We start from the raw sequence: 23007 nt of genomic DNA, 5'->3' as shown, positions 1-23007 counted from the left end.
GGATGCGCACGCTAACAAGCATTCTGTTTGCTATTGTATTGGTAATAATGTTGGCGGTAAGTTGGCTTTATTTGCACGTTCATTCATCCATTACCCTACCAAAGAAACCCTTTGAATTATCGATTCAATCGGGCAGTAACCTTAATCAAGTCGCCGAACAATTGGTTGAGGCAGGTATAATTCCGACCAAGTGGTCTTTCGTTTTGCTTGCACGTTACTTGGATCAAGAATCTGCAATTAAAGCAGGTGATTATGAAATTTCAGAAAACCTGACTCAGGTCGCATTGCTGCATTATTTGACAAAAGGTGACAGTAAACAAAGAGAAATAACGTTTATTGAGGGCTGGACATTTGCGCAATTACGTAAGACACTCAATAATCACCCTGATGTCAAGCATGATTCGATTGCGCTCAGTGAATTGCAAATACTGCAGCATATTGGTGCCGCTGAAACATTAGCGGAAGGGCTTTTTTTCCCGGATACTTATTTCTTTGTTCGTGGTGACAGTGACCTTAATATTTTTCGTCGTGCTTATCAGGCGATGCAAAGCCATCTGCAGACATATTGGTTGGCGCGCTGCGAATCACTGCCGCTTACTACACCTTATGAGGCTTTGATTCTTGCTTCAATCATTGAAAAAGAAACAGGATTGGAAAGTGACCGAGCCGAAATCGCTGGGGTTTTCGTCAATCGACTTCGAAAGGGGATGCGTTTGCAAACAGATCCAACAGTTATTTATGGTATGGGTAAAGAATTTGACGGTAATTTGCGCAAAAAGGATTTGCTTGCAGATCATACTTATAATACCTATACTCGCTCGGGGTTACCTCCTACCCCAATTGCGTTGCCCAGTCTTGCTTCTATCCGTGCTGCACTAAATCCAGCTCAAACCGAAGCATTGTATTTTGTTGCAAAAGGCAATGGTGAGTCACATTTTTCCACTAACTTAATCGATCATAATAAAGCGGTCAATGAATATCAGAAACGACAAAAATGATCTTGCCGCAGACTACTTTGCGTCAGAATTTTCCTTCCATGAGGCCAAATGACGCAATTCTCAATTGTAATACCCACACTCAATGAATCTGAGAACATCGATTCACTGCTAAAGCGACTATTTGCGCTTAGTTTTCCTGTGGGTCATTTTGAAGTTATCGTTGTTGATGATGGCTCTACTGATGGCACACAGGATAAAGTCAAGGCCTGGAGCATCAATTCGGCTGTTCGCTTGATAGAGAGAAAAGCCAAGCCTGATTTGACTGCTTCCATACTTGCAGGTGTAGCAGTTGCTCAGAGTGAAGTGATTGTTGTCATGGATGCCGACTTGAGTCACCCGCCTGAAAGTGTTCCGGCAGTTGTTTCACCCATACTCGAAGGTCAATATGACATTGCTGTAGGTAGTCGTTATATTCCAGGCGGTAGTATAGAAAACTGGCCACTACATCGAAAGTTGTTATCACGGGTTGGGGGATGGATAGCGCGTCCGATTTGCGATGTGAATGACGCTACTTCGGGTTTTTTTGTATTCCGCCGAGAGCTTGCAAATAGCATTTCGGATGAAGCGCAAGGTTATAAAATTCTGCTCGAATTACTCATGGCTAACCATGGGAAAATACGTACTATAGAGATACCGATTTGTTTTCGGGATCGTACGCATGGTACCTCCAAATTATCCTTATTTCATCAGCAAGCTTATTTGCAGCGGTTGATTACGCTAGCAGGTGGTACGGCCACATTAAATACAGCAGGTCGTTTTGCGGTTGTGGGTCTGATCGGTGTCATCATCGATGCGTTGGTTTTTCAGTGGATGATGACGCAGAACGCAGGGCTTGCTTTGTCTCATTTTGTCAGCTTCTTTGTGGCTGCTACCAGCAACTATATTTTTAATTCAAAATGGTCGTTCCGTGAACATCACGCAGGCTATTTACGCTGGAATCATTTTGGTCGCTTTTTAATGGTTGCTGCACTGGCACTACTATTACGCGGTGGCGTATTGGCATTGTTGGTGTATGTCTGGGAACTGCCACCTTTATTGGCTATTTTTCCAGCTATTGTGGCGACCGCAGTCGTTAATTACCTGGGCTCTGCATTCTATGTTTTTCCAAATAAAAGCAAAGTTACGCCATTAGAAATTTGTTGGCGGACCGCAGCAATCGGGATTTTTTTGTTCGCGATCTCGTTACGTCTGGTCTATGCCGGATTGGCAGAATTGATACCTGATGAGGCCTATTACTGGCAATATTCGCAGCACGTGGATTTTGGTTATTACGATCATCCGCCGATGGTTTCTTGGTTGATTTGGATTGGAACAACCATATTTGGCCATAATGAATTCGGCGTTCGGGTCGGCTCCCTATTATGTGGTTTTATTGCGATTGGCTATTTGTATGCATTTGCATCCAATCTCTATAACAAGTCAACAGCCATGTTGAGCGTGTTGCTGATGGTGGTCTTGCCAATTGGGTTTGTTTCGGGTTTATTGATGATGCCGGATGCGCCACTTGTGGCTGCATGGATGGCTACACTCTACTACATGGAACGTGCGCTGCTATCCAATCAACGCAGTGCTTGGTTGGGTATGGGAATCGCTTTTGGCATTGGCTTATTATCCAAATATACTTTGGGATTATTGGGGATAGCCGCGCTGGTGTTTGTGATTGTCGATCCTATTGCGCGTCGTTGGATGATGCGCCCGTACCCTTATCTTTCAGCCTTACTAGCACTGTTATTGTTTTCTCCAGTTATTTACTGGAACTATACCAATGCTTGGGCATCCTTTGCATTTCAATCGAATCGAGTTCTAACAGATAGTTATGCTTTTTCTGTGCACCACTTTATTCTTCATGCTTTAATTATATTGACGCCAGTCGGTTGTGTCGCTGCGGTATGGGCATTTTTTGCAAAAGCCAAGCTACAAGACGCGCAACATGAAGCACGGCAACGTTTGTTTGTGCAGATTTTTACGGGTGTTCCTCTGTTAATTTGCTTGGCATTAAGTACGTTTGATACGCCGCGTTTTCATTGGACAGGCCCTATCTGGTTGGCACTGTTGCCGAGTATCGCGTGGATGATTATTCAAATAGACCATCGTAATACCTTTTTCCAGCGTATGCGATCTGCATGGCGAGTCACCATTGTGATTTGCTTATTTTCGTATGCGCTATTATTGCATTATATTGTGCTGGGTATTCCGGGTATTCCCTATCAGCTTTTCACTGAGCATTACTTCTGGCGAGAAAGCGCGCAAGAGGTCAATCAAATTGCTGAGCAGGTTAGAAGTGAAAGTGGCCAAGAGCCGATCATCATTGGAATGAGCAAATGGTCTGTGGCGAGTGCGCTATATTTTTATACTCATGGACAAGATAAGCCTTTGGACATTCGATCACGTAATATTTTTGGTGACAATGCAGCTATGTATGATTTCTGGCTTCCTTCTCAACAACCTTCGGATCGACCGATCATACAGGTCGGGATGAAACGTAGTCATCTGGAAAAAACTCGACAAGGTGCCGCAGGAATCGATGTTGAGAAACTATTGGAGCAACCGGGCAACATTGAGTATAAAGTTATTGAACGCTATGATGTACCAGTAAGAAAATTGTATTACCGTATTTCAGAAGGATTTAAGGGAGGCATGGGCTATCTATGCAACGATGAAGAAGAGCAACGCAGTGGGGTACTCTTAAATAACGATGCATGCATCAAGTATCGAGGGAACTAATTCCAGACCTGATTAACGCATCGAATATTCTACGATTTTCCAGTCTTCGCTATCGCTTGTGTTATTTGACTTGGCTAATGTAATGATTTCAAGAGCAAGCCCCTTCTCTGAAAAAGTACTATAAAACTGCAATACAACATAGTCTCCGTCTGGAAAATCGGAAAGCGATTTTGCAGAATTTGCCGTGGCAATATAGCGCGCAGTAAGAGTTCCGCGTGATTTGCGCAGCTCAATCACTGTTTTGATCCACTCTTGTTGCGGAGTTTTTTTCTGCAATAAAGGTGATGCTTGCTGCCAACCGTCCGCATACTTTTCGTTATCGATCAACGTTAGCCAGGTGCGTGCGCTTCCTTCAACTTGTTCCAGTATGTTATTGGCTTCTTCTGCATAGACATGTGACGACATGAAGGCAAATATCATCCAAAATACTATTAGTTTTCTTAACAACATAGCTTTCATAAATTTGTAAATACCTATCAAAATAAAATCTTATGCGTTCAATCGTGAGGAAAAAAGTTTCCCATTAACCAAATCGAGGCAATTCCTAATAAAATCAAGATGACTTGCTGTATGGTTGCGCGAATTTCTGGTCGCCGATGCAATCCCGGGATCAAATCGGACATCGCAACATAAATCATACTGGCGGAAGCAAAAGCCAGTAGTGGCTGCACCAAGTGATTCATATGGTGTAGCATAAAATAGGCGAGCGTTCCTCCCACAACTGTGGCGAATGTTGAAAATAAGTTTAATAGAAAAGCCTGACGACGAGTGTAGCCTGAATTCAGCAAAATAATGAAATCTCCGGCTTCTTGCGGAATCTCATGCGCGATTATGGCGATTGAAGTTACGATTCCAAGTTGTACATCGACCATAAAAGCTGCTGCAATCAGAATGCCATCGACAAAATTATGAAAGGTATCTCCAACAATCACCATCATGCCACTACGTCCGTGATCGTGATCATTATGATGTGCCGCAGATGAGTGCTCGCGCGGTAAATCGTGCACCTCGCAATCTTCAAGATGGCAATGACGCCACAATACTAATTTTTCCAAGATAAAAAAAACCAGAATGCCGATCAACACCATCATTGTTACTTGCATCGGATTTTCCGCATGCTCAAATGCTTCGGGCAGTGTGTTAAGGAATGCGGCACCTAGTAAAGCACCGATGGCATAGGATACTAAAATAGATAGCCAGGATATTCGTGCGTTAAACGCTAGTATGGCTGCGAACAACAAACTCAACACGCCGCCTAATAAGCTGACAGTGATAATCCAGGCTAGTGTCGACATTGATAGAACTTTGGATAAAAGGCGCGATTATACCTGTTGCCAGTCCATATGTTGAGGATTGAAGTAGAAAAATACTTTAAGATCTAGCTACTTCAACCAAATTAACGCTGCCATGCGTCCTGTTTCACTATCACGGCGATAAGAAAAAAATCGTGCAGAGTCACAATATGTGCAAACCCCTCCACCGTCAACCTGCATGATACCAGCACGTAATAAGCGTTGTCGTGCTAACAAAAAAATATCAGCCAACCATTTCTTTCTAACATCATCGGTTAGTACAAAAGCTTGTACAGCCTGTTTGTCTTGCTGAACAAATGCGTCATAAACTTCAGTACCCACTTCAAAGTGATCCGGTCCAATCGCGGGACCAAGCCACGCTATTAAATCATCAGGATTTACTGCCATTTCGGTTACCGTTTTTTCAATAATTCCTCCAGCGAGCCCCCGCCAACCAGCATGAATTACCGCTACTACAGTGCCAGTTCGGTTACACAACAGAATTGGCAAGCAATCTGCCACCATGACCGCACAGACAATACCGCGTTGTTTTGTCATCGCAGCATCCGCTGGTATTATTGACGTAGTTTTTTCATCGACCCAAATCGAAGATATGCCATGCACTTGTTCTAACCACTTTGGTTCGCTCGGTAAAAAGCGCCGTAACTGAGCACGGTTTTGTTCAACATGCGGTAAGTTGTCGTTTACGTGCGTTGCTAAATTGAGCGACGCATATTGCTGATTATTGCCGCTGCTGAAACCGCCTTGGCGCGTGGTGAATAATGCTTTGACATGGTCTGGTGCCGGCCAATTGGGAACAATCCAGTCGTTTGTCATGCTATGTAAACCTAATTACATTAATAAGATATGGAGAAAATTCAGAGCGAGTGACGTTAAAAATCAATCATTTCAACCGAGTGATGTTTATTGTTCTCAGGTAAAATACCTCTTTGAACACACTGTAACACGAACAAATTCGATTTCCATAACAAATAATAAAAATATTTCACATAGGTGTAATCAATGAATTTTACAAAGAAACTGACTCATTTCATGCCTGCTCTTGCCATTGCGGTATTTACTTTTTTGTTCGCGGTCAATGTTTCGGCAGAAGGCAATGATGAGGAATTACTCAAGGCGGTTTTTTCGGGTGATACAAAAATCGTCAAAGAATTAATAGATGAGGGTGCCAATATCAATTTTCAAAACGAGAAAAAATTTAGTGCATTGATGATTGCTGCGCAATATGGCCGTAGCGACATTGTGACGATGTTGCTGGAAAAGAATGCTGATGTGAATTTGAAGAATGCCGGAGATACTACGGCATTGATGCTCGCAGCTAAGAATGGGTATATGGAGATTGTTAAAGCTTTATTAGCCAAAGGTGCGGAAATCAACGCACAAACTACCGAAGGCATCACTGCATTGATGTTGGCCATTCAAAAAGACCACGAAAGTATAGCGGATGCTCTAATTGCTAAAGGAGCCGATATTCACTTGCAAACCAAAGATCAGATTACGGCACTCACTATTGCTGCGCTGGAAGGGCGAAGCGCTATTGTTGAAAAGCTTCTAGCCAAAGGCGCTCAAGTTGATCATCGTGCTGTAGATAATACTACTGCGTTGTATATGGCGGCGAGAAATGGGCATAAAGATATTGTCGATATACTATTGGCCAAAAATGCAGCGTTTGATTTACTTGCTATTAATGACACTACACCTCTGTACATTGCCGCACAAAATAATCATGTTGAAATCGTTCGCACTTTGTTGACAAAAGGTGCGAAAGTTGATCAGCCGGATAAGAATAATGCAACCGCATTGACGATTGCGGCATTGATCGGCAATACCGAGATGGTTAGAATGCTCATTAAGCATGGCGCAAAAGTCGATCACAAAGCATCCAATGGATTTACGCCGTTGATACTGGCGGCACAAAACGGACACACTAGCGTCATTGAAGTATTACTTGAAAGTGGCGCAAAAATTGATCTGCAAAATGATGACGGTGTAACGGCTTTAATGTGGGCAGGATTGCACGACCATGCGGATGCAGTAAAAGTTCTGCTGCAGAAAGGAGCAAATACCAGCCTCAAAAGTAAGAAAGGTAAAACTGCTGCTGAGATCGCCAAAGATCCCGCTATTGTTGAGTTGTTAAAGTCGAAATCTAAGTAGTGACTTGGTTCGATCAGTCTTATGGTTGCAGTAGTGTTGAAAGATTTAACAGCTATGAAAGGTTATAATGAATAAGGTTTTGGTTTATGCACACCGTGGCGCAAATTCCGAAGCATTGGAAAATACTCGAGGCGCTTTTGATAAAGCGCTGACCTATTCGATTGATGGGATTGAAACGGATGTTCAGTTAACCCGAGACGAAATCGCGGTGCTATGGCATGATCGTTATCTCGATAAAATTGGACTTAACGATAAACATATCGATGATTTTGATTATCTCCAACTGAAGGAACTGATGTCACGCGCACTTCCTGATGAAAACCAAAATCCAATGGCATTGGAAGATTTCTTGACCGCTTACCGAACACGCTGTCGATTATTGGTTGAAATTAAGAATCGTGATTGGGAATCTCGCTCTCGCCATCAACTAAAAATGTATCAGACACTGGATATGATTGGAAAAAATCCAGATCATCGGATTATCGTGTCGTCATTTAATTTAGCAAGTCTTGTTGATGCACACGATTATCGGCCTGATTTTCCACTGATTTATAATGTTGATGATGATCAATCGATTACCGATGTGCATACAATTAACGCGGATCATCCTTTTTTGCATGGATTTTGTTTGCCAATTGATATCATTGAACAGGAAATTGTTGATTTGTTACGCAATCATCACAAATGTATCGGTGTTTATACCTGTAATAGTGAGATACAAATTAATAAGGCATTGCAATTGGGGGTAGATATTCTCATCAGTGATTTTCCGCAGAAAGCACTTGTCATTCGCGACCAATGAAAAGAGATTTCGCCGCACTTTCTGGTCAATCTTTCGATTTGTTGGTATGTGGTGGCGGGATCTATGGTGCGTGGACTGCTTATGATGCAGCGCTGCGCGGACTCAAAGTCGCAATTATTGAACAAAATGACTGGGCCAGCGCTACTTCATCGGCATCCAGTAAACTGATTCATGGTGGTTTGCGCTATTTAGAAAACTATGATTTCAAGCTCGTCAGCAAATCACTCAAAGAACGTGAGTTGTTGTTACAAATCGCGCCTCATCGTGTCTGGCCATTGCAATTTGGCATACCGTTATATGCATACCAGCGCCATCATTACTTGAATCGATTTAAGTTGAAAATCGGTTTGATGTTGTACGACTGGTTGGCTGGAAAAACGCGTTCAAAGACACACCACCGGTACTTGGATGCAGAGTCATTGATGGCGTATTTTCCTTATCTTCATGAGAACGAGCTTAAAGGAAGTTTCATTTATTCCGATGCGCAAACTGATGATGCTCGTCTAGTTTTAGAGCTTATCGCTGGCGCTCTCGATGCCGGTGCGTGCTGTGTCAATTACTGTCAATTTATTCAATTCCTTGCAAGGAGAGAGAATCTCAATGCTGCATTGATTGAAGATCAAGTGACCACGAAACAACAAACAATTTATTTTAAGCAAATTGTTTTTACTACTGGGCAATGGCTCGTTAATGATCAATACAGTCAACAATTGTGCTTACTCGCAAAAGGCATCCATTTAATCATGCCGGCTATTCCGGGCGATAAAGCATTGCTTTTGACGGCACGGTCGGATGGGCGGGTGTTTTTCCTGATTCCGTGGTATGGTATGACTTTACTGGGCACCACTGACACTGAGTTCCAGGGTGATGTTGCCAATGTAAAGGTTGAACCGAGCGATATCCGTTATCTACTTGATGCAGTAAATAATTATTTGCAGGTTCCTTGGAATGAGCAGGACATTGTCGGTCATTTCGTAGGTGTTCGTGTTTTTAAACGAGAAGGTCAATCGGATTTACAGGGTTCTCCCTCTTCTGCTAGTCGCGATTGGGAATTAAAATCCCAAACTGATGATATTCATTATTCTATCGGGGGCAAGATTACCTCTGCTAGGCAAGATTCCACTACTATTGTTGATAAAGTTTGTACCCAACTTGGAAAGTTTCGGCCCTGTGCAACGCGGAAGTTGTTTCCGTGGGCGCCGAGCAATGCCTTTCCAGTTTGGTGGGAGCAGATGCAAGTCCATGCTTCAACGCTGGGAATTGATGATGAAAGCATACGCTGGCTTTTACGGCGACATGGCACGCAAGCGAGTGAAATTTTGCATCGTATTGAGATGCAGCCACAACTTGCACAACGCATTATTCGATCGCTTCCTTTTATTTATGCGGATTTGCTCCATTGTGCTGAATCCGAAATGGTAATCCATTTGGATGATTTGTTACGCCGTCGCATGCCTTTGTTGATTCTTGCCAAACTCCGCAAAGAACAACTGCGGCACATTGCACAACATGTAGCCGAAACTTTGAATTGGGATGTTGTCAGAGTGACACAAGAAGTTAATCGTTGTAGTAATGATGCGTAACCCTGATATTTCAGCAATTGCGCTTGATTTAGGTACGACTTCTATTAAAGCCACCTTGATGGATACTGATGGAAATTTGTGTCATGTTATCCGGCAGGACGCGCCTGCTATTAGCCATCATAATGGGTATTATGAGAGCGATGGATTGGCTTATTTAGCGACTGCCGAACAAGTTCTAAAGCAGTGTCTTAACCATACTCATCAAAAGCCACCATTAGGTTTATGTAGTCAACGTTCTTCTTTTCTGATCTGGGAAAAAAGTAGTGGCGATCCTGTCATTCCTTTGATTTCATGGCAAGATACTCGTGGCCGTGAATGTTGTAATCGCCTGTATGCATCGACCGAGTTGATTCAACGTTTGGCTGGACTACGGTTAACGCCGTACTATTTTGCTCCTAAGCTTAATATTTTATTAAGAGAAAATCCGTCATGGCGTGATAAGCTGATACAAAAGCAATGGTTGGTTGGTACGCTTGATACTTTTCTTATTTGGCGTTGGACTCGCGGGCAACATTATTGGGTTGATGCTTCTATGGCTGCACGTACTTTGTTGATGGATATTCATCAACAGCAATGGTCGCGGAGTCTGTGTGAATTATTTGAAATTCCTTTAGAAATTCTACCAGACATTCGATCTTCTACCGGGCTTAATGTCATGCTTGAGTCATTTGGCTTGACGCTTATGGCAAGTGTGGCAGATCAATCCGCAGCTTATCTGGCCAGCGTCGACGCGAACTTAGCTGATGCATCGACCCGAGCTTTAGTCAATCTTGGTACTGGCGGCTTTGTGATCCGAACCTTTCCGCAAGAATCATCGGTATCGAATGGCTATCTACATACGCTGGTTTATCAGCCAGTTGGTAAACTGCCCTGTTTCGCGATCGAGGGTACACTGAATTCAATTGCCGCCGTATTGGCGCCTTATTCGATTGAAGATTGTGTAATCGAAGAGATGGCAGATAATGATATTTTTTGTCTTGCGGAGCCAAGCGGACTAGGTGCACCATATTTTCGTCAAGACTATGGTTTGTATTTTTCGCAATCGATTTCGTTATTGACGCAACAACAAATTGTTGTGTTGTTACTTGAGGCTATTTGTTTTCGGATTGCACGTATCATTGAGGACTTTCATAGTCAATTACCGCTAGCGGTAATTTATTTATCAGGAGGGTTATCAGCACTACCTTGCTTGCAGTACGGCATTGGTCAATGTGTGCCGCTACCTATTTATTGTTTGCAGCAGAAAGAAGCGAGTTTGCAAGGTACTGCCTTACTTGCAACTAATGATAAAGTTCACTGTTTTCAGGAAGCCAGTCGAATTTCTATAATTCAAAAAAGCGATAAGCTGAATAAAAAATTTCTTGCCTGGAAAGAATGGTTAGATGGTCTATTGCTCGAAGAAACTAAAAAATAATGTCGGGTAAGTGTTGGGTAGTTTGTAAATGCGATCGTCATCTAACGGGTCTTTGTTTATCTTTGCGAATTTCCTTAAAAAATCGAGTGCTTGCTGGAAATAATTTGTACTGAAGTTTTAGATGGAAATAGCCCCTCTTTTGCCCGATTACAATTAATTTCAAAAGATCTTTTTATGATAATTTTAATACTCCACAATATATTGACGATAATAGAATCAAGAGCAGATGCGACAATGGCAAATCTAAAAATTGAATTGGAGCACCTGATTTCATCCGTAATCGCTATGGATACTTTCAGCTTGGAATGAAGTGATGTGCATTTCTCATTTCGATTACCAATCTACGAAGGACAAATTATGAAGCTGTTGTATATTGTAGAAGATCGCTTTCCGCCCTTTCGTGCCGATGTGGTCGATTTATTTGCTAAACAAATGCCTGCTCGCGGACATCAGATTGAATGGTTGATGCAGCGGGGTTCAGATGCGACGAACCAAGCTTCTCCCACTCAATGGTTGGGAAATACCGTGTATCTTACGCCACATAGTAGAGGCAAGAAACTGATTCATAGGATCATCAACAATTTTCTCGGTATGCTGGGTGACTTGATGATTCTACCTTTAGCAATCCTAGGGCGTTACGATGTTATTCAAGTACGTGATAAGTTTTTTGCTAGCTTAATTGCTTGGCTTGCGGCACGACTAACCGGTGCACGTTTTGTGTATTGGATGTCCTATCCTTTTGCCGAATCAAAATTGTATCAAGCAAAGAATCGACTGGTACCCTATCGTCATCTGGTTTGGCTAAAAGGTCATTTGATTCGTAATTTACTCTATAAAATCATTTTGCCAAGCGCGGACCATATCTTTGTTCAAAGCCAGCGTATGAAAGAAGATGTTGCAAAGCAAGGTATTCGTTTGTCCAAGATGACTCCGGTGCCTATGGGTATCCGTATCGATCAGGTGGGGCAAGCTTATGATGCTATCGCACCGAATACGCGAGCTCCATTGCTCCTTCATCTTGGATTGATTATGAAGATGCGTAAATCGGAAATCTTGGTTCGTGTATTGCATAGGGTAAAATCACGCTACCCTGGGGCGCGTTTGTTGTATGTCGGTGATGGACAAATGCCAAGTGACTCACAGGCTGTAGAGGAAGAAGCAATTCGACTGGGATTGATATCGGATGTCACGATCACTGGATTTCTACCGATGGATGAAGCTTGGAAATTGGTTAAGCAAGCCGATATTTGTTTTTCTCCTATCTATCCTTCTCCAGTTTTTCTTCCCGCATCACCTACTAAATTGATCGAATACATGGCAATGGGTAAATGCATTGTCGCCAATGAGCTGCCGGAGCAATGCCAAGTTATGGAGGATAGCGGCGTAGGCCATTGTGTCGAGTGGGATGAAAAAGCTTTTGCTGATGCAGCATTTTATTTTCTAGAGGATCCAGAACGAGCAAAGAATATGGCAGCAAAAGGCCCCGATTGGGTTAGGAAGAACAGGACTTACGATGTTATCGCTGACCTGGTCGAATCGGAATATGAAAAAATATTAGGAAAAGCCATTTGTCCCACCTAATGCTTTATTCAGGGAAACGTTTTCGCAAAGCTCTCCAGCATTTTCTATTAGGGAGGGTGACGCAAGCTATTGCGTTTTTTGCATTAACACTTTGGCTAGTACGCATTTTATCGCCTAGCGATTACGGCGCATACATGGTGTTATGGGGCATGGTAGAGATGCTGATGCCTTTGAGTTCTCTCGGCATGATAGAAGGCGTGCGGAGATTTTTGCCGGAACTGGCGGAACGTGGAGCTCCTGGGCTTTTATTTAAGTTTGTTAGTTGGATGGCTTTGATTCGTTTTGCAATTTTGATTGTTTTTTCTGTGATTATTGTTTCTTTTTGGCCAGAAATTACTGTTTGGCTTGGTTTCAGTGTCGTGCAGCAAAATAGCACAATCATCGCTGCAGGTCTTATTATTACTGTCATAGGTTTTCGGTTTACTGTCGAGATGCTCGAGTGTCTCTTGGAACAACGTTGGTCGCAAACGACACAAGCATTGATGCCGATCGGACGTATCATCGGTGTGGCGATACTGACGTTAGTTGGAACTTTAACGTTGGAAAAGCTGTTATACATTGATCTGATCATTTCGACCAGTTGCTTTCTATTAGCGGAATTGTTTTTAGTCAAAAAGTTAAGAAACTTACCAGGTACTGGTGATTATTACGTCAGCGTGCGAGAAATTGCGACTTTCATTTGGCATATGATGGGGACGAGCTTATTATGGGCTACTGCCGGACCCGGAACATTAAGAATTTTAGTAGCTAGGGTACTAGGATTGGAGGCAGCCGGTATGTTTGCTTTCTTACAGCAACTACAGACCATCATCGGCCGTTATTTACCTGCCAACTTGCTTTATAACATCATTCGGCCCATCTTGATTTCAAGGTATACCGCTGGTGAAATCAGTATTGTTAGCCAAACTGTGGCTTTATTATGGAAAATCAATCTATTAATTGTGGCTATCTGTGTTGCATCGATTGCTATTGCGGGTGATACGCTAATTGCGTTTATTAGCAGTGGCCGCTTTATGGATGCGGGAACGATTATGCTAATTATGCTAATCGGACTGGGCGCGGCTGGTCAAAGTCAACTGATCAATTCATCCATGCAGATTTTTTCCTATACGCACCAGCTGAGATACTTTAGTTTATTAGCTATTCTAGTGCCGATATCGGTCATTATTGGATCAAACTGGGATTTGATTGGGGTTGTGATAGGGATTATGCTAAGCCTCTGGATCTTGAATAGCACTATTTTAGTGTGGCTCAACCGCCAAGCTGAGCGTATCGAATTGGATTGGTATGGTGCTTTGCGCGGAATTGTTCTGGCTGCTTTATCGACGATCGCTGGATGGATGGTTGGTCAAGAATATAATGCGTGGTGGGGGCTTGGGATTGTGCTTTTGTTGTATTGCGCTGGTTTGGTGCTCGTCAAGCCACTTAATCGTAATGATATGGCATTGTTGCGCCGCGGATTGCGACAGCAAGCTCGATTTTTTGCGCCTTTCGTATGGAAACATCCAAAATATTGACGGAATTTTTTGACTCTAAAATAAGACTTCCACTTCATGGTTAACTTCAGATGAGAACCAGTAAAGCCAAAGTGTTGCATATCATTAATGGTGAATTTTTCTCCGGTGCTGAAAGAGTTCAAGATGTATTAGCGCTGAGTTTGCCTGAATATGGTTACGAAGTTGGTTTCGTTTGTCTAAAACCATTTAAATTTGCAGCTAATAGGGTCTCTACGGTGCCACTCTATGAAGTGCCGATGAAATCTAAGTTTGATTTGGCCTGTGTAAAAGAAATTGTGGCTATTGCACGACGGGATCGGTATGCGATTATTCATTCGCATACGCCTAGAGCCGTATTGCTAGGCCGTTCTGCTGCATGGATGACCGGATTGCCATTAGTTCACCATGTTCACAGTCCAACGACAAGAGATACCGAGAACCTGTTGCGCAATTATGTCAATGCTACGATGGAACGGTTAAGCCTAATTGGTGTTTCGCAATTAATTCCCGTGTCTAAGAGCTTAGAAGGTTATCTGCAAAAACAGGGTTGGTCGCGTACAAAAATTACCATGGCAGCGAATGGCGTAGTGACTCCGGGGCCACTGCCTGAGCGCTTGCCACCGAGTTCGGAATGGATTATCGGCAGCGTGGCATTATTTCGTCCGCGAAAAGGATTGGAAGTGTTGATCCAAGCCTTGGCTGATTTAAAGCAAATGGGGAAGGCTGTTCGACTCCGCGCGGTAGGCCCATTCGAAACGCCAGAGTATGAAAAAAACATTAAAGCATTGGCTATTCGGTTAGGTGTGGCGGATATGATTGACTGGGTTGGGTTTGTACAAAAAATCGAACCAGAATTTCTCAAAATGGATGTTATGACGCTTCCAAGCTTATTCGGAGAAGGTATGCCGATGGTTATTCTGGAAGCGATGGCAACGGGTGTGCCGGTCGTGGCATCCAATGTGGAAGGCATTCCAGAAGTATTGGAACATGGTCATACTGGTTTGGTGGTGCCTGCCGGAGATGCGCGACAACTGGCCAAAGTAATTGCTGAGCTAATGGATGGCAAATACCAGTGGACTAGCATGCGTGAGAAAGCATACCAACTCCAGGTTGCTAATTTTTCAGACCATAGCATGGCTAAAGCGGTTGCTGGGGTTTATGATGCGATAATCGAGAAGCGACAACCTCTATGACGTATATACATCTTTTTGGACTAAGCATCAAAGATATAACACTTGATGAAGCAGGTGCAAATATCGTTGCCGATGCCAAACGGAACAACCGTTGCAAAGTTTTTTTTCTGAATGCTCATTGCATTAATGTTGCCGCGAACGATGCAAACTATTTGCGAGCGTTGCAGGATCGAGCTTTATTATATGCCGATGGCAGTGGCATGCGGCAAGCCGCAAAACTGGCTGGTTTTTGGCTCAAAGACAACGTTAATGGAACTGATTTGTTTCCTATTATTTGCCGCGAAGCTGCCCGTGAACAGATTAATCTTGCACTATTGGGTGCGCGTCCTGGCATAGCCCAACAGTGTGCTGATAATATGAAGAAACAATTCCCGCATTTGAATATCGTTTGGACGCATGATGGTTACTTCCATCCAAACGATGCAGAAAGCATTATTCAGTCTATTAATGACAGTGGGGCACAAATTCTCCTGGTGGCGATGGGCGTACCGAATCAGGAATTATGGATAACACATCATGCGGAAAAACTGCAAACGCCTATTATAATGGGGGTAGGTGCATTATTCGATTTTTATTCTGGAATCATGCCTCGGGCGCCTTATTTTATTCGTAAACTTGGGTTGGAATGGGTTTTTCGATTAATGATGGAACCGAAAAGGATGTTTGCACGATATGTTTTGGGTAATCCAGTTTTCATGATGCGCGTATTATGGCGTCGTCTGAAAGGGAAGAAAATATTGCAACAACAATCTCTTATTCATAATATACAACAACCACGCTGAATAAATTTAATTGATTGGGCGGGTACGGTTTCTATTAGAAATTCGATTTCAATATTCTGATCACGCAACATAGTTACTTAGAAAGGAATATCGCTGTGACATTAGCTAATTTCATTATCGCAGGAACAGAAAAAGCTGGAACGACTTCTGTATTTACTTATTTAAGCACACATCCTTTAGTTTGTGGTTCTGCTGTGAAAGAAACGGATTTTTTTCGTAATGGGTATTTCGGAGACCGCAATACCGATATGCTGAATTATTCCAAGTATTTTGCCAGCCATTGCGAACGAAAAACTATTGTGATGGAGGCTTCACCGGGTTATCTCGGCAGTGGTGCTGAGGTTGCACCGCGTATCCATGCATTGATACCCAAAACAAAATTGCTATTCATCCTAAGGGATCCAGTGGACAGGATGTACTCATCTTTTAATTTCCATATTGGTAAGCTCAATATTTGTAAAGATATGTCTTTTTCAGAATATATCGATCAATGTATTGCATACGATTCAAAGCAGAAGTCGCCCGCTGAATTAGGCATGGATGAGTGGTACCTGAAAGTGATCAGCTATGGCCGGTATGCTGAGTATCTGAAATATTATTATCAGTGTTTTCCAACCAAGCAAATAAAAATCATGTTTTTTGAAGACATGAATCGCGATATTCTTAGCTTTATGCAAGAACTCTGTCAGTTCTTAGAGATTCCATCGGACTATTTTGCCAATTACGATTTTAAGAAAATCAACGTGACCTATGAAAGTCGGCTCAAATGGTTGCATAAAATAGCTGTTTGGCTCAATGCAAAATCTGAGCGGCTTTTGCGGCAGCGTCCACAATTGAAACAATCGCTAGTGGATTTGTACAAAAAAACTAATCAAGCACGAGAAGGCTACGATCAAATTCCCGAACAGGATTATTTACGGCTCAGGCGATATTATGCACCCAGTGTCGATTCATTAAGGACGCTTATTGAGAATCGCACTATTCCCTGGAATATGTGATATCGCCATATCTGTTATTCATGTTATCAATAACAGAAAAGTTTTGATCAGACTTCTAAAAAATCTTTGCCGCTACATTTCAACCGTTTAATCTGCGTCAAAAAACTCCGTTCTCTGGTAAACATCATGCTTACTAAATGATTGCATCGCTGGTGGTGCATGACTTCATTTATTTGCTTCGTTTTCGTTCTTTTCCTGGTGTGTTGTGACATAAGAAATTTTATTTTTATTGTTGAGCCATGAAATTTACAGTAAAGGCTGCAAATTTTGTAAAATCAACTATCTTTTCGATGACTATTTGAATGACACGATTATGAGTTACTATCAATACCATGTCTTTTTTTGCGTCAATCAGCGTGAAGGTGGAGCCAAATGCTGTAATGATTTGGGAGCGCAAGTATTGCGTGATTACGCTAAACAACGCATTAAATCATTAAGACTTGATGGAAAAAATAAGATTCGCATTAACAACGCTGGTTGCCTGGATCGCTGTAATGAAGGACCGGTGATTGTGGTTTACCCGGATGAAACTTGGTATACCTATATCGACAAGGATGATATTGATGAAATCATTGATGAGCATTTGGTGAAAGGCAATGTTGTCGAGCGCTTGAAGATTTGATCAACAACTTATGTTTAATAGCGGTTAAGATGCTGTGCCAATGAAATCGTATCGACTTGAAAAGTTTTTTGTTGCAGGTGCTGCCGGAAAGCTGGAAACGGTGTTAGCTAGACCTAGCGCTCCTCCCAAAGGAGTTGCTATTGTGGCGCATCCGCATCCACTGTATGGTGGAACGATGAATAACAAGGTGGCGCATACATTATTCAATACCTTGTTAGAACTAGGTTTTGTTACGGTAAAATTCAATTTTCGTGGTGTTGGTCAAAGCGAGGGAGTTTTTGATCATGGTATCGGGGAATTGGTCGATGTGCTAACGATTACGAATTATATTCGCGAACAATATAGCGATTTACTGGATTTGCCTTTGTTGCTATCCGGTTTTTCTTTTGGCGGTGCTATTCAATTGCATGCTGCTCAGACCCTGAACCCAGAATTTCTCATTTTGGTTGCGCCATCTGTTGTACATTTGGAAGCTCCTATACCGCCTGAAAAGAATCGCTATACCTTGATTATTCAGGGCGATCAGGATGATGTGGTCGTGCCTGAATCAATTATGGCTTGGGCAGCACCCCAATCGCTGCCGATTGTAATGATTCCGGGTGCTAGCCATTTCTTTCACGGTAAGTTGATGATACTCAAAAACCTGATTTTAAGCTCTTTTGTATCAAAAATATGATGACAGAAAGCAATCCTTGCAGTTACAGTATGTTTACCCTCAAAAACTTAACACCTTCAGAAGATATCGTTGTTAGAGTTCTAAGCCTAGCTTCTTAATTTACGGCGTTTCAAGATTTTATCCGTCATTAAAGCAAGCAATAGAAATATAATTATATAAGGCGCATATGAAAAAAATAGATCCTTGTAATTGGTCATCTGAATTCTTAATGGATATTCGTAATGTAAAGGAGGAGTACCTTCTCCAGTCACAAAAAGTGTATATTGTCCTTCGTCTAAATTGAATGCGCCTTTAATCACTCCGTCACTGTGATCGGTAGAATAGAGTGATGTTACGGTATCGCTTAAACTTGCACCGCTACCCCTCATAATTTTAACTGCAACTGGCATGTTACGCAGCGCCTGATCAATTAAATCTAAGACCCATAAAGTTTCACCTTCTTTAGGAATTTCTGTGCAATATTCGGCTTGGGGATCATATTGTGGTTGATACGTGCTTAAGTGCACCATACTGCCGGATATGTTGCGTACGCAAACATCAGCATCTAGATCTACCTTCCCATGCGCGGTAGCCAATCCGGAATACAATGTAAACAGGATAATCGCTATAAAAACATGTCCTGTTATTTTTTCTAGTGTAATCATATGTTCCATCCCTCCTATTTGATTAAGCATTTTGCTTGACCATTCCATGGTTTATTTCGATAAACCATGGAATGTGTATATCAACTAAAAATTAAGGAACGATGCGGTTATTCAGAATTTCTCTGCTAGCATTGTTCCAGGTTACATCGGTCAGGTTTGAATAACGGGTAATGATTTGTGCTGCAATTCCACCCGAAAATAAACCAGCCCAACCCAGAATCACAAAGCCCCAGTGTAATGGCGCGCTAAACAATTCTTCCATGAACCAGAATGCATGTCCCCATTCGTTCAACCCTACGTTCGGCAGAATCATCAATGGACCAGCAATTGCCATCACCAACGGGAAGGATGTGCCACGGCTATACAGCGGCAGACGGGTCATCGCATACAAGTATGACGCTACACCACATACAATGTACATCGGGAACGAACCGTAAAATACCACTACGTGACTTGGCGTAAAGCTCGTGTCACGAATAATCACTTGGTGCCAAGATGCGTCTTGTTCCGTAAAGAAACTTCCGCCCCAGTAAACACCAAACAAATAAACACCCAACCACATCATCCAGTAAAAATAACGTTTGATCTCCAGCTTGGTGTCCAAATTGTCTAATTGCTCTTTCGTATCACGAGTCTTCAGAATCCAACCCCATGTCACCAACCCAAACAGCGGCATCAGTGTCATGTGTACTCGCCACAGACCCATCCATACCTTGTCAAACTCAGGTTCCATCGAATCCATTCCATGCGAATATGCAAATGTCCTTTGATACCATATCCAAAATATCGCTACCAATAACATCGTCAGCATGCCTAATTTGTAGTACTTTGAGTCATACCACAGCGACATGTCATAATCAGCACTCTTACTCGCACTACTCGTGCCATATGTCGTTGCCATTTTCTCCTCCTATTAGGTTGTTAATAGAAACTCAGTATCAAGATTGGCCAAGTATTTAGACAACAAAGATTGTCCTAGTTCCTGGCAATACTTTTATACCAACAACAGCATAGCGTGTTCGATGTTTTTTGCAATGAATGGATCCATTCATTTTGTATGCGATATTCAAGATTCTAGGGCTATGTTTAGCAGCTGCTTGATTGTTACGTCAAAGCGGTAGAAAACTGGCGATGAGTATTAGTGATTATCTATTAATGAAGGTTTCAGACGTAACGCGAAGTTGATTAAACTATTCGGACCGCTCAAATTTAATTTCCGGGAAATATTGGTGCGATGGTTTTCAATGGTTTTTTGGCTCAAGAAAAGTTTTTGAGCAATTTGTGGTGTGGTGAGTCCTTTGGAGATTTCTCGTATGACTTTGCGTTCTGCTGGAGTAAGCAAAGCAATTTTTTCTAGCTCGGTAAATGTGAGCGTATCCTCGAACGAGTATGGGGTATGAGCTTGGATTTTTGCTGATTTTTCAATGCGGGCTTTGATACTGTTTATAAGCTCTTCTTTGGTAAAAGGTTTTGTCAGGTAGTCATCGGCACCCATATCCATGCCAGCTCGGGTATCTGCACGAGTCGACTTCGCAGTGAGAAAAATGAAAGCACCGGTGAATGCGGGTAACTGCTCGCGCACTGAGGTCAAGACCTCATGACCATCTATTCCAGGTAACATGATGTCGCAGATAATGATATCCGGTTTAGATTTTTCAACAATTCTGATACCTTCTTCACCGCTAGCCGAAGAAATTACTTGGAATCCATAATGTGTAATGATTTCGTATATATTTTCGCGCAATGCTTTCTCGTCTTCTATCAAGAGTATTAAGGGATTATCACGCATAAGAACGATCTAGGCAGGTAGATGAATAGTCACGCAACATCCCGCGCCTACTTTACTGGAAAAATGGATATTACCGCCATGCAATGCGATCAATTTCTTGGAAATCATTAAACCAAGACCGCTTCCGGGAAAAATCCTCGCGTTGGAAGCTCTAAAGAACGATTCGAACAAATAGGGTTGATCTTTGTCGGGAACGCCAATGCCATAATCCTTGACAGTAATCCAATAGGCATTTTTTTTAAAGTTTACTTTGAGTTCTGGAGCGGGCTTGCCTTGCGAGTATTTATAGGCATTTGAGACGATATTGCGTAAAACGTTGCGCAAAAGGATTTCGTCGATACTGATGATCTTGTCAGAAGTATCAAAGTGATAACTTAATTTGCGATATTCTCCACCCGGTTCTTGATTAGATTGAACAAAATCATCCATAAATTTTTTGAAGGGAAGGTTTTTTTTGAATAATTCAACTTTACCTTCATCGATTCTGCCGATATCTAAGATATTTTCCATCAATTCAGTCATGCGCGTGGTTTCTTCATCGATGATAGCTTTGTGTTTCGCAAAAAATCCTTGGAACGCATCATTCAGATGTGTCGATTTTAGTTTTAAATCCAATAAATCAATACAGGAACGAATGGTGGCAAGTGGCGTGCGAAATTGATGTGAAGCAAGATTGATGAGTTGTGTTTTGAATTGGTTTAATTCACGCTCTCGTTCCATGGCTTTTTGATGATGCTACTCTGCCAGTTTGATTACGGTAATGTCATTCTCAACGGCAATATAATTAAGCAATTTGCCTTGATCATCGTAAACGGCTGTAATATTGAGATAAAGCCAGATTTGCTTGCCATCTTTGGTGTAGTTCAGAATTTCTCCTGAGAACGAACCAGAGGCTTTCAGGGATTCGGCAATATCGTGAATCGTTCGTTGCGAAGTTTCTGGTCCTTGCAGGAAATCAGCTGGATCGATGCCGATTATTTCCCCAGCTTGGTAACCTAGAATTTGCTCAAAACTGTGATTGACCCAAGTAATTTTCCGATCAGGATCGGTCACCATGACAATGCCGTTAGTTTTTTCCGCGATAATCGCCATACGCTGTAGTTCGAGCTCGCTTTGTTTTCTTGCGCTGATATCGACGCCGTGGCCAATCAAAAACTCTACCTCGCCTTTTTGATCCAGCAAAGGATATAGATTACGAAGCATTGTTTTGCTCAAGCCATCGATATCGTTAATTTTCTCCTCGAAGGTGACTGCTTTCTTATTTTGCAAACAATCTTCGATTGCGTCATTCCGTTTCGATTCGACAGTCCAGTTACCTAGCTTGTTTAATTGGTCGCTCGACTCAGAGTGTTGATGATCAAACAGAGTGCCACAGTTTAGCGTGCTTTGGATTGCGGACTGGTTGGCATACAAATATTGACCTGCGTTGTTGAGGACAACTAATTCTGATGGCAATCGATCGAAAATATGTTGAAACAGCGCATATCGTTTTTCGTTGTTTGCTTCCTCCTGCTTCCTATCAGTAGTGTTCTGCAATAGGCCGTAAAACCCCAGCAATTTACCTTGCTGATCAGTAATGGGATGAATCGTAGTGCGGTGCCATTTGATTCTCCCATCTGGCATGTTGATTTTGAATTCATCGGAAAACATTGCTTTGTTGATGGTAACGCGCTCTAATAACGACCGCATTTTGATTGCTTCGTCACCTTGATAAAGCTGTGTATCGTTGAGTAGGTTCGATGGTGTTAATGGATGATTCAATTCATAAAAATCGTGGAGATAACCAGACCAAGTTATTTCATCATCTAGGAACCTGTGAGTCCATTCACCCACGGCAGCAATTTTCCCCAGCAATTGCTGCCGTACTTTCAGTGTCTCACACTCGTCGAATGAAAGTAATGTTGTATCTAACTCGGAATTCATGGGAACCTATAGGTAATTATTGATAGGATAGATTAATTTATTAAAATATGAAAATCCAGACTTCTGTTGATTAAGCATATCTCGAGATTTTTGCACGGTCATTTCTTAGCTAACGCACTCAAACTGAGAAGATTGTCTAAATGCTATGCTGCTATCTATCAGTACTTTCATCGGAATATTTCGATTACTAAGTTGAAAGTAATTGATTAAGCGTGGTTTTTAATTTCTAGAAGAATTCCAAAAAATAGATCATTTTAAGACTGTAAGTCCTTGAGCAGGTACAATAACAAGTTTTCTTTTAAACACTTTGCTATC

General features: G+C 42.1%; 21 protein-coding genes. 13 read left to right on the top strand and 8 right to left on the bottom strand.

Features of this window, described 5'->3' with window-relative positions; translation table 11 throughout:
- Nucleotides 1-2: 2 nt before the first annotated feature.
- Nucleotides 3-998, top strand: coding sequence for an endolytic transglycosylase MltG (mltG, locus tag W03_RS11735; protein WP_244073517.1), 996 nt, complete (start codon nt 3-5; stop codon nt 996-998).
- 48 nt (nt 999-1046) lie between these two features.
- Nucleotides 1047-3722, top strand: coding sequence for a glycosyltransferase family 39 protein (locus W03_RS11730; RefSeq protein WP_244073516.1), 2676 nt, complete (start codon nt 1047-1049; stop codon nt 3720-3722).
- Nucleotides 3723-3734: 12 nt separating this feature from the next.
- Here W03_RS11730 and W03_RS11725 read toward each other — a convergent pair whose 3' ends face one another.
- From W03_RS11725 to pgeF, 3 genes are all read right to left on the bottom strand, one after another.
- Complete coding sequence (locus W03_RS11725; protein ID WP_244073515.1) at nt 3735-4127, bottom strand: DUF4019 domain-containing protein; 393 nt, start codon at nt 4125-4127, stop codon at nt 3735-3737.
- 92 nt (nt 4128-4219) lie between these two features.
- Nucleotides 4220-5017 carry a ZIP family metal transporter gene (locus W03_RS11720; protein ID WP_244073514.1) on the bottom strand — a complete coding sequence of 266 codons (798 nt, stop codon included), beginning with the start codon at nt 5015-5017 and terminating at the stop codon, nt 4220-4222.
- 87 nt (nt 5018-5104) lie between these two features.
- A complete protein-coding gene (gene pgeF, locus W03_RS11715; RefSeq protein ID WP_244073513.1) occupies nt 5105-5851 on the bottom strand; it encodes a peptidoglycan editing factor PgeF in 747 nt (248 codons plus the stop codon).
- A 186-nt stretch (nt 5852-6037) separates the two neighbouring features.
- Between pgeF and W03_RS11710 the strand changes: the two genes are divergently transcribed.
- The 11 genes from W03_RS11710 (at nt 6038) to W03_RS11660 (ending at nt 18336) form a co-directional block, all read left to right on the top strand.
- A complete protein-coding gene (locus W03_RS11710; RefSeq protein ID WP_244073512.1) occupies nt 6038-7189 on the top strand; it encodes an ankyrin repeat domain-containing protein in 1152 nt (383 codons plus the stop codon).
- A gap of 67 nt (nt 7190-7256) precedes the next feature.
- The gene (locus W03_RS11705) at nt 7257-7991 is read left to right on the top strand and encodes a glycerophosphodiester phosphodiesterase (protein WP_244073511.1); all 735 of its coding nucleotides are present in this window, start codon (nt 7257-7259) and stop codon (nt 7989-7991) included.
- The gene (locus W03_RS11700; protein WP_244073510.1) at nt 7988-9574 is read left to right on the top strand and encodes a glycerol-3-phosphate dehydrogenase/oxidase; all 1587 of its coding nucleotides are present in this window, start codon (nt 7988-7990) and stop codon (nt 9572-9574) included. Before W03_RS11705 ends, W03_RS11700 begins: the two co-directional genes overlap by 4 nt.
- On the top strand, nt 9564-10988 hold the full coding sequence (locus tag W03_RS11695) for an FGGY family carbohydrate kinase (RefSeq protein ID WP_244073509.1): 1425 nt from the start codon (nt 9564-9566) through the stop codon (nt 10986-10988). Before W03_RS11700 ends, W03_RS11695 begins: the two co-directional genes overlap by 11 nt.
- Nucleotides 10989-11345: 357 nt before the next feature.
- Nucleotides 11346-12569 (top strand): glycosyltransferase, encoded by a 1224-nt coding sequence (locus tag W03_RS11690; RefSeq protein WP_244073508.1) that lies wholly within the window; start codon nt 11346-11348, stop codon nt 12567-12569.
- Nucleotides 12557-14086: a lipopolysaccharide biosynthesis protein gene (locus W03_RS11685; protein WP_244073507.1), complete on the top strand. Its 1530-nt coding sequence runs from the start codon at nt 12557-12559 to the stop codon at nt 14084-14086. Before W03_RS11690 ends, W03_RS11685 begins: the two co-directional genes overlap by 13 nt.
- A 50-nt stretch (nt 14087-14136) precedes the next feature.
- Nucleotides 14137-15258, top strand: a complete 1122-nt coding sequence (locus tag W03_RS11680; protein WP_244073506.1) for a glycosyltransferase — start codon at nt 14137-14139, stop codon at nt 15256-15258.
- On the top strand, nt 15255-16040 hold the full coding sequence (locus W03_RS11675; RefSeq protein WP_244073505.1) for a WecB/TagA/CpsF family glycosyltransferase: 786 nt from the start codon (nt 15255-15257) through the stop codon (nt 16038-16040). Before W03_RS11680 ends, W03_RS11675 begins: the two co-directional genes overlap by 4 nt.
- 95 nt (nt 16041-16135) lie before the next feature.
- Nucleotides 16136-17038: a sulfotransferase gene (locus tag W03_RS11670; RefSeq protein WP_244073504.1), complete on the top strand. Its 903-nt coding sequence runs from the start codon at nt 16136-16138 to the stop codon at nt 17036-17038.
- A gap of 313 nt (nt 17039-17351) precedes the next feature.
- Nucleotides 17352-17660, top strand: coding sequence for a ferredoxin (locus W03_RS11665; protein WP_244073503.1), 309 nt, complete (start codon nt 17352-17354; stop codon nt 17658-17660).
- Between the two features lie 40 nt (nt 17661-17700).
- Nucleotides 17701-18336, top strand: coding sequence for an alpha/beta hydrolase (locus W03_RS11660; protein ID WP_244073502.1), 636 nt, complete (start codon nt 17701-17703; stop codon nt 18334-18336).
- Nucleotides 18337-18422: 86 nt separating this feature from the next.
- On the opposite strand, the gene W03_RS11655 is transcribed toward W03_RS11660, so the two are convergent.
- The 5 genes from W03_RS11655 to W03_RS11635 all read right to left on the bottom strand — a co-directional run bounded on the left by W03_RS11655 (nt 18423) and on the right by W03_RS11635 (nt 22692).
- Nucleotides 18423-18980 carry a hypothetical protein gene (locus tag W03_RS11655; protein WP_244073501.1) on the bottom strand — a complete coding sequence of 186 codons (558 nt, stop codon included), beginning with the start codon at nt 18978-18980 and terminating at the stop codon, nt 18423-18425.
- 91 nt (nt 18981-19071) lie between these two features.
- Nucleotides 19072-19881, bottom strand: coding sequence for a methane monooxygenase/ammonia monooxygenase subunit C (locus tag W03_RS11650; protein ID WP_244071008.1), 810 nt, complete (start codon nt 19879-19881; stop codon nt 19072-19074).
- A 237-nt stretch (nt 19882-20118) separates the two neighbouring features.
- On the bottom strand, nt 20119-20769 hold the full coding sequence (locus tag W03_RS11645) for a response regulator transcription factor (RefSeq protein WP_244073500.1): 651 nt from the start codon (nt 20767-20769) through the stop codon (nt 20119-20121).
- A 9-nt stretch (nt 20770-20778) separates the two neighbouring features.
- Nucleotides 20779-21489 (bottom strand): sensor histidine kinase KdpD, encoded by a 711-nt coding sequence (locus W03_RS11640; RefSeq protein WP_244073499.1) that lies wholly within the window; start codon nt 21487-21489, stop codon nt 20779-20781.
- 15 nt (nt 21490-21504) lie between these two features.
- Nucleotides 21505-22692 (bottom strand): PAS domain-containing protein, encoded by a 1188-nt coding sequence (locus W03_RS11635; RefSeq protein WP_244073498.1) that lies wholly within the window; start codon nt 22690-22692, stop codon nt 21505-21507.
- Nucleotides 22693-23007 lie beyond the last annotated feature (315 nt).

The sequence above is a fragment of the Nitrosomonas sp. PY1 genome (assembly GCF_022836435.1).
Classification (GTDB): domain Bacteria; phylum Pseudomonadota; class Gammaproteobacteria; order Burkholderiales; family Nitrosomonadaceae; genus Nitrosomonas.
This window is presented reverse-complemented; position numbering and strand designations above follow the sequence as displayed.

Excerpts from the sequence above, each read along its gene's own strand:
- mltG (WP_244073517.1), top strand. The coding sequence starts at position 3 with ATGCGCACGCTAACAAGCATTCTGTTTGCTATTGTATTGGTAATAATG.
- W03_RS11730 (WP_244073516.1), top strand. The coding sequence starts at position 1,047 with ATGACGCAATTCTCAATTGTAATACCCACACTCAATGAATCTGAGAAC.
- W03_RS11725 (WP_244073515.1), bottom strand. The coding sequence starts at position 4,127 with ATGTCGTCACATGTCTATGCAGAAGAAGCCAATAACATACTGGAACAA.
- W03_RS11720 (WP_244073514.1), bottom strand. The coding sequence starts at position 5,017 with ATGTCGACACTAGCCTGGATTATCACTGTCAGCTTATTAGGCGGCGTG.
- pgeF (WP_244073513.1), bottom strand. The coding sequence starts at position 5,851 with ATGACAAACGACTGGATTGTTCCCAATTGGCCGGCACCAGACCATGTC.
- W03_RS11710 (WP_244073512.1), top strand. The coding sequence starts at position 6,038 with ATGAATTTTACAAAGAAACTGACTCATTTCATGCCTGCTCTTGCCATT.
- W03_RS11705 (WP_244073511.1), top strand. The coding sequence starts at position 7,257 with ATGAATAAGGTTTTGGTTTATGCACACCGTGGCGCAAATTCCGAAGCA.
- W03_RS11700 (WP_244073510.1), top strand. The coding sequence starts at position 7,988 with ATGAAAAGAGATTTCGCCGCACTTTCTGGTCAATCTTTCGATTTGTTG.
- W03_RS11695 (WP_244073509.1), top strand. The coding sequence starts at position 9,564 with ATGATGCGTAACCCTGATATTTCAGCAATTGCGCTTGATTTAGGTACG.
- W03_RS11690 (WP_244073508.1), top strand. The coding sequence starts at position 11,346 with ATGAAGCTGTTGTATATTGTAGAAGATCGCTTTCCGCCCTTTCGTGCC.
- W03_RS11680 (WP_244073506.1), top strand. The coding sequence starts at position 14,137 with ATGAGAACCAGTAAAGCCAAAGTGTTGCATATCATTAATGGTGAATTT.
- W03_RS11675 (WP_244073505.1), top strand. The coding sequence starts at position 15,255 with ATGACGTATATACATCTTTTTGGACTAAGCATCAAAGATATAACACTT.
- W03_RS11665 (WP_244073503.1), top strand. The coding sequence starts at position 17,352 with ATGAGTTACTATCAATACCATGTCTTTTTTTGCGTCAATCAGCGTGAA.
- W03_RS11660 (WP_244073502.1), top strand. The coding sequence starts at position 17,701 with ATGAAATCGTATCGACTTGAAAAGTTTTTTGTTGCAGGTGCTGCCGGA.
- W03_RS11655 (WP_244073501.1), bottom strand. The coding sequence starts at position 18,980 with ATGATTACACTAGAAAAAATAACAGGACATGTTTTTATAGCGATTATC.
- W03_RS11650 (WP_244071008.1), bottom strand. The coding sequence starts at position 19,881 with ATGGCAACGACATATGGCACGAGTAGTGCGAGTAAGAGTGCTGATTAT.
- W03_RS11645 (WP_244073500.1), bottom strand. The coding sequence starts at position 20,769 with ATGCGTGATAATCCCTTAATACTCTTGATAGAAGACGAGAAAGCATTG.
- W03_RS11640 (WP_244073499.1), bottom strand. The coding sequence starts at position 21,489 with ATGGAACGAGAGCGTGAATTAAACCAATTCAAAACACAACTCATCAAT.
- W03_RS11635 (WP_244073498.1), bottom strand. The coding sequence starts at position 22,692 with ATGAATTCCGAGTTAGATACAACATTACTTTCATTCGACGAGTGTGAG.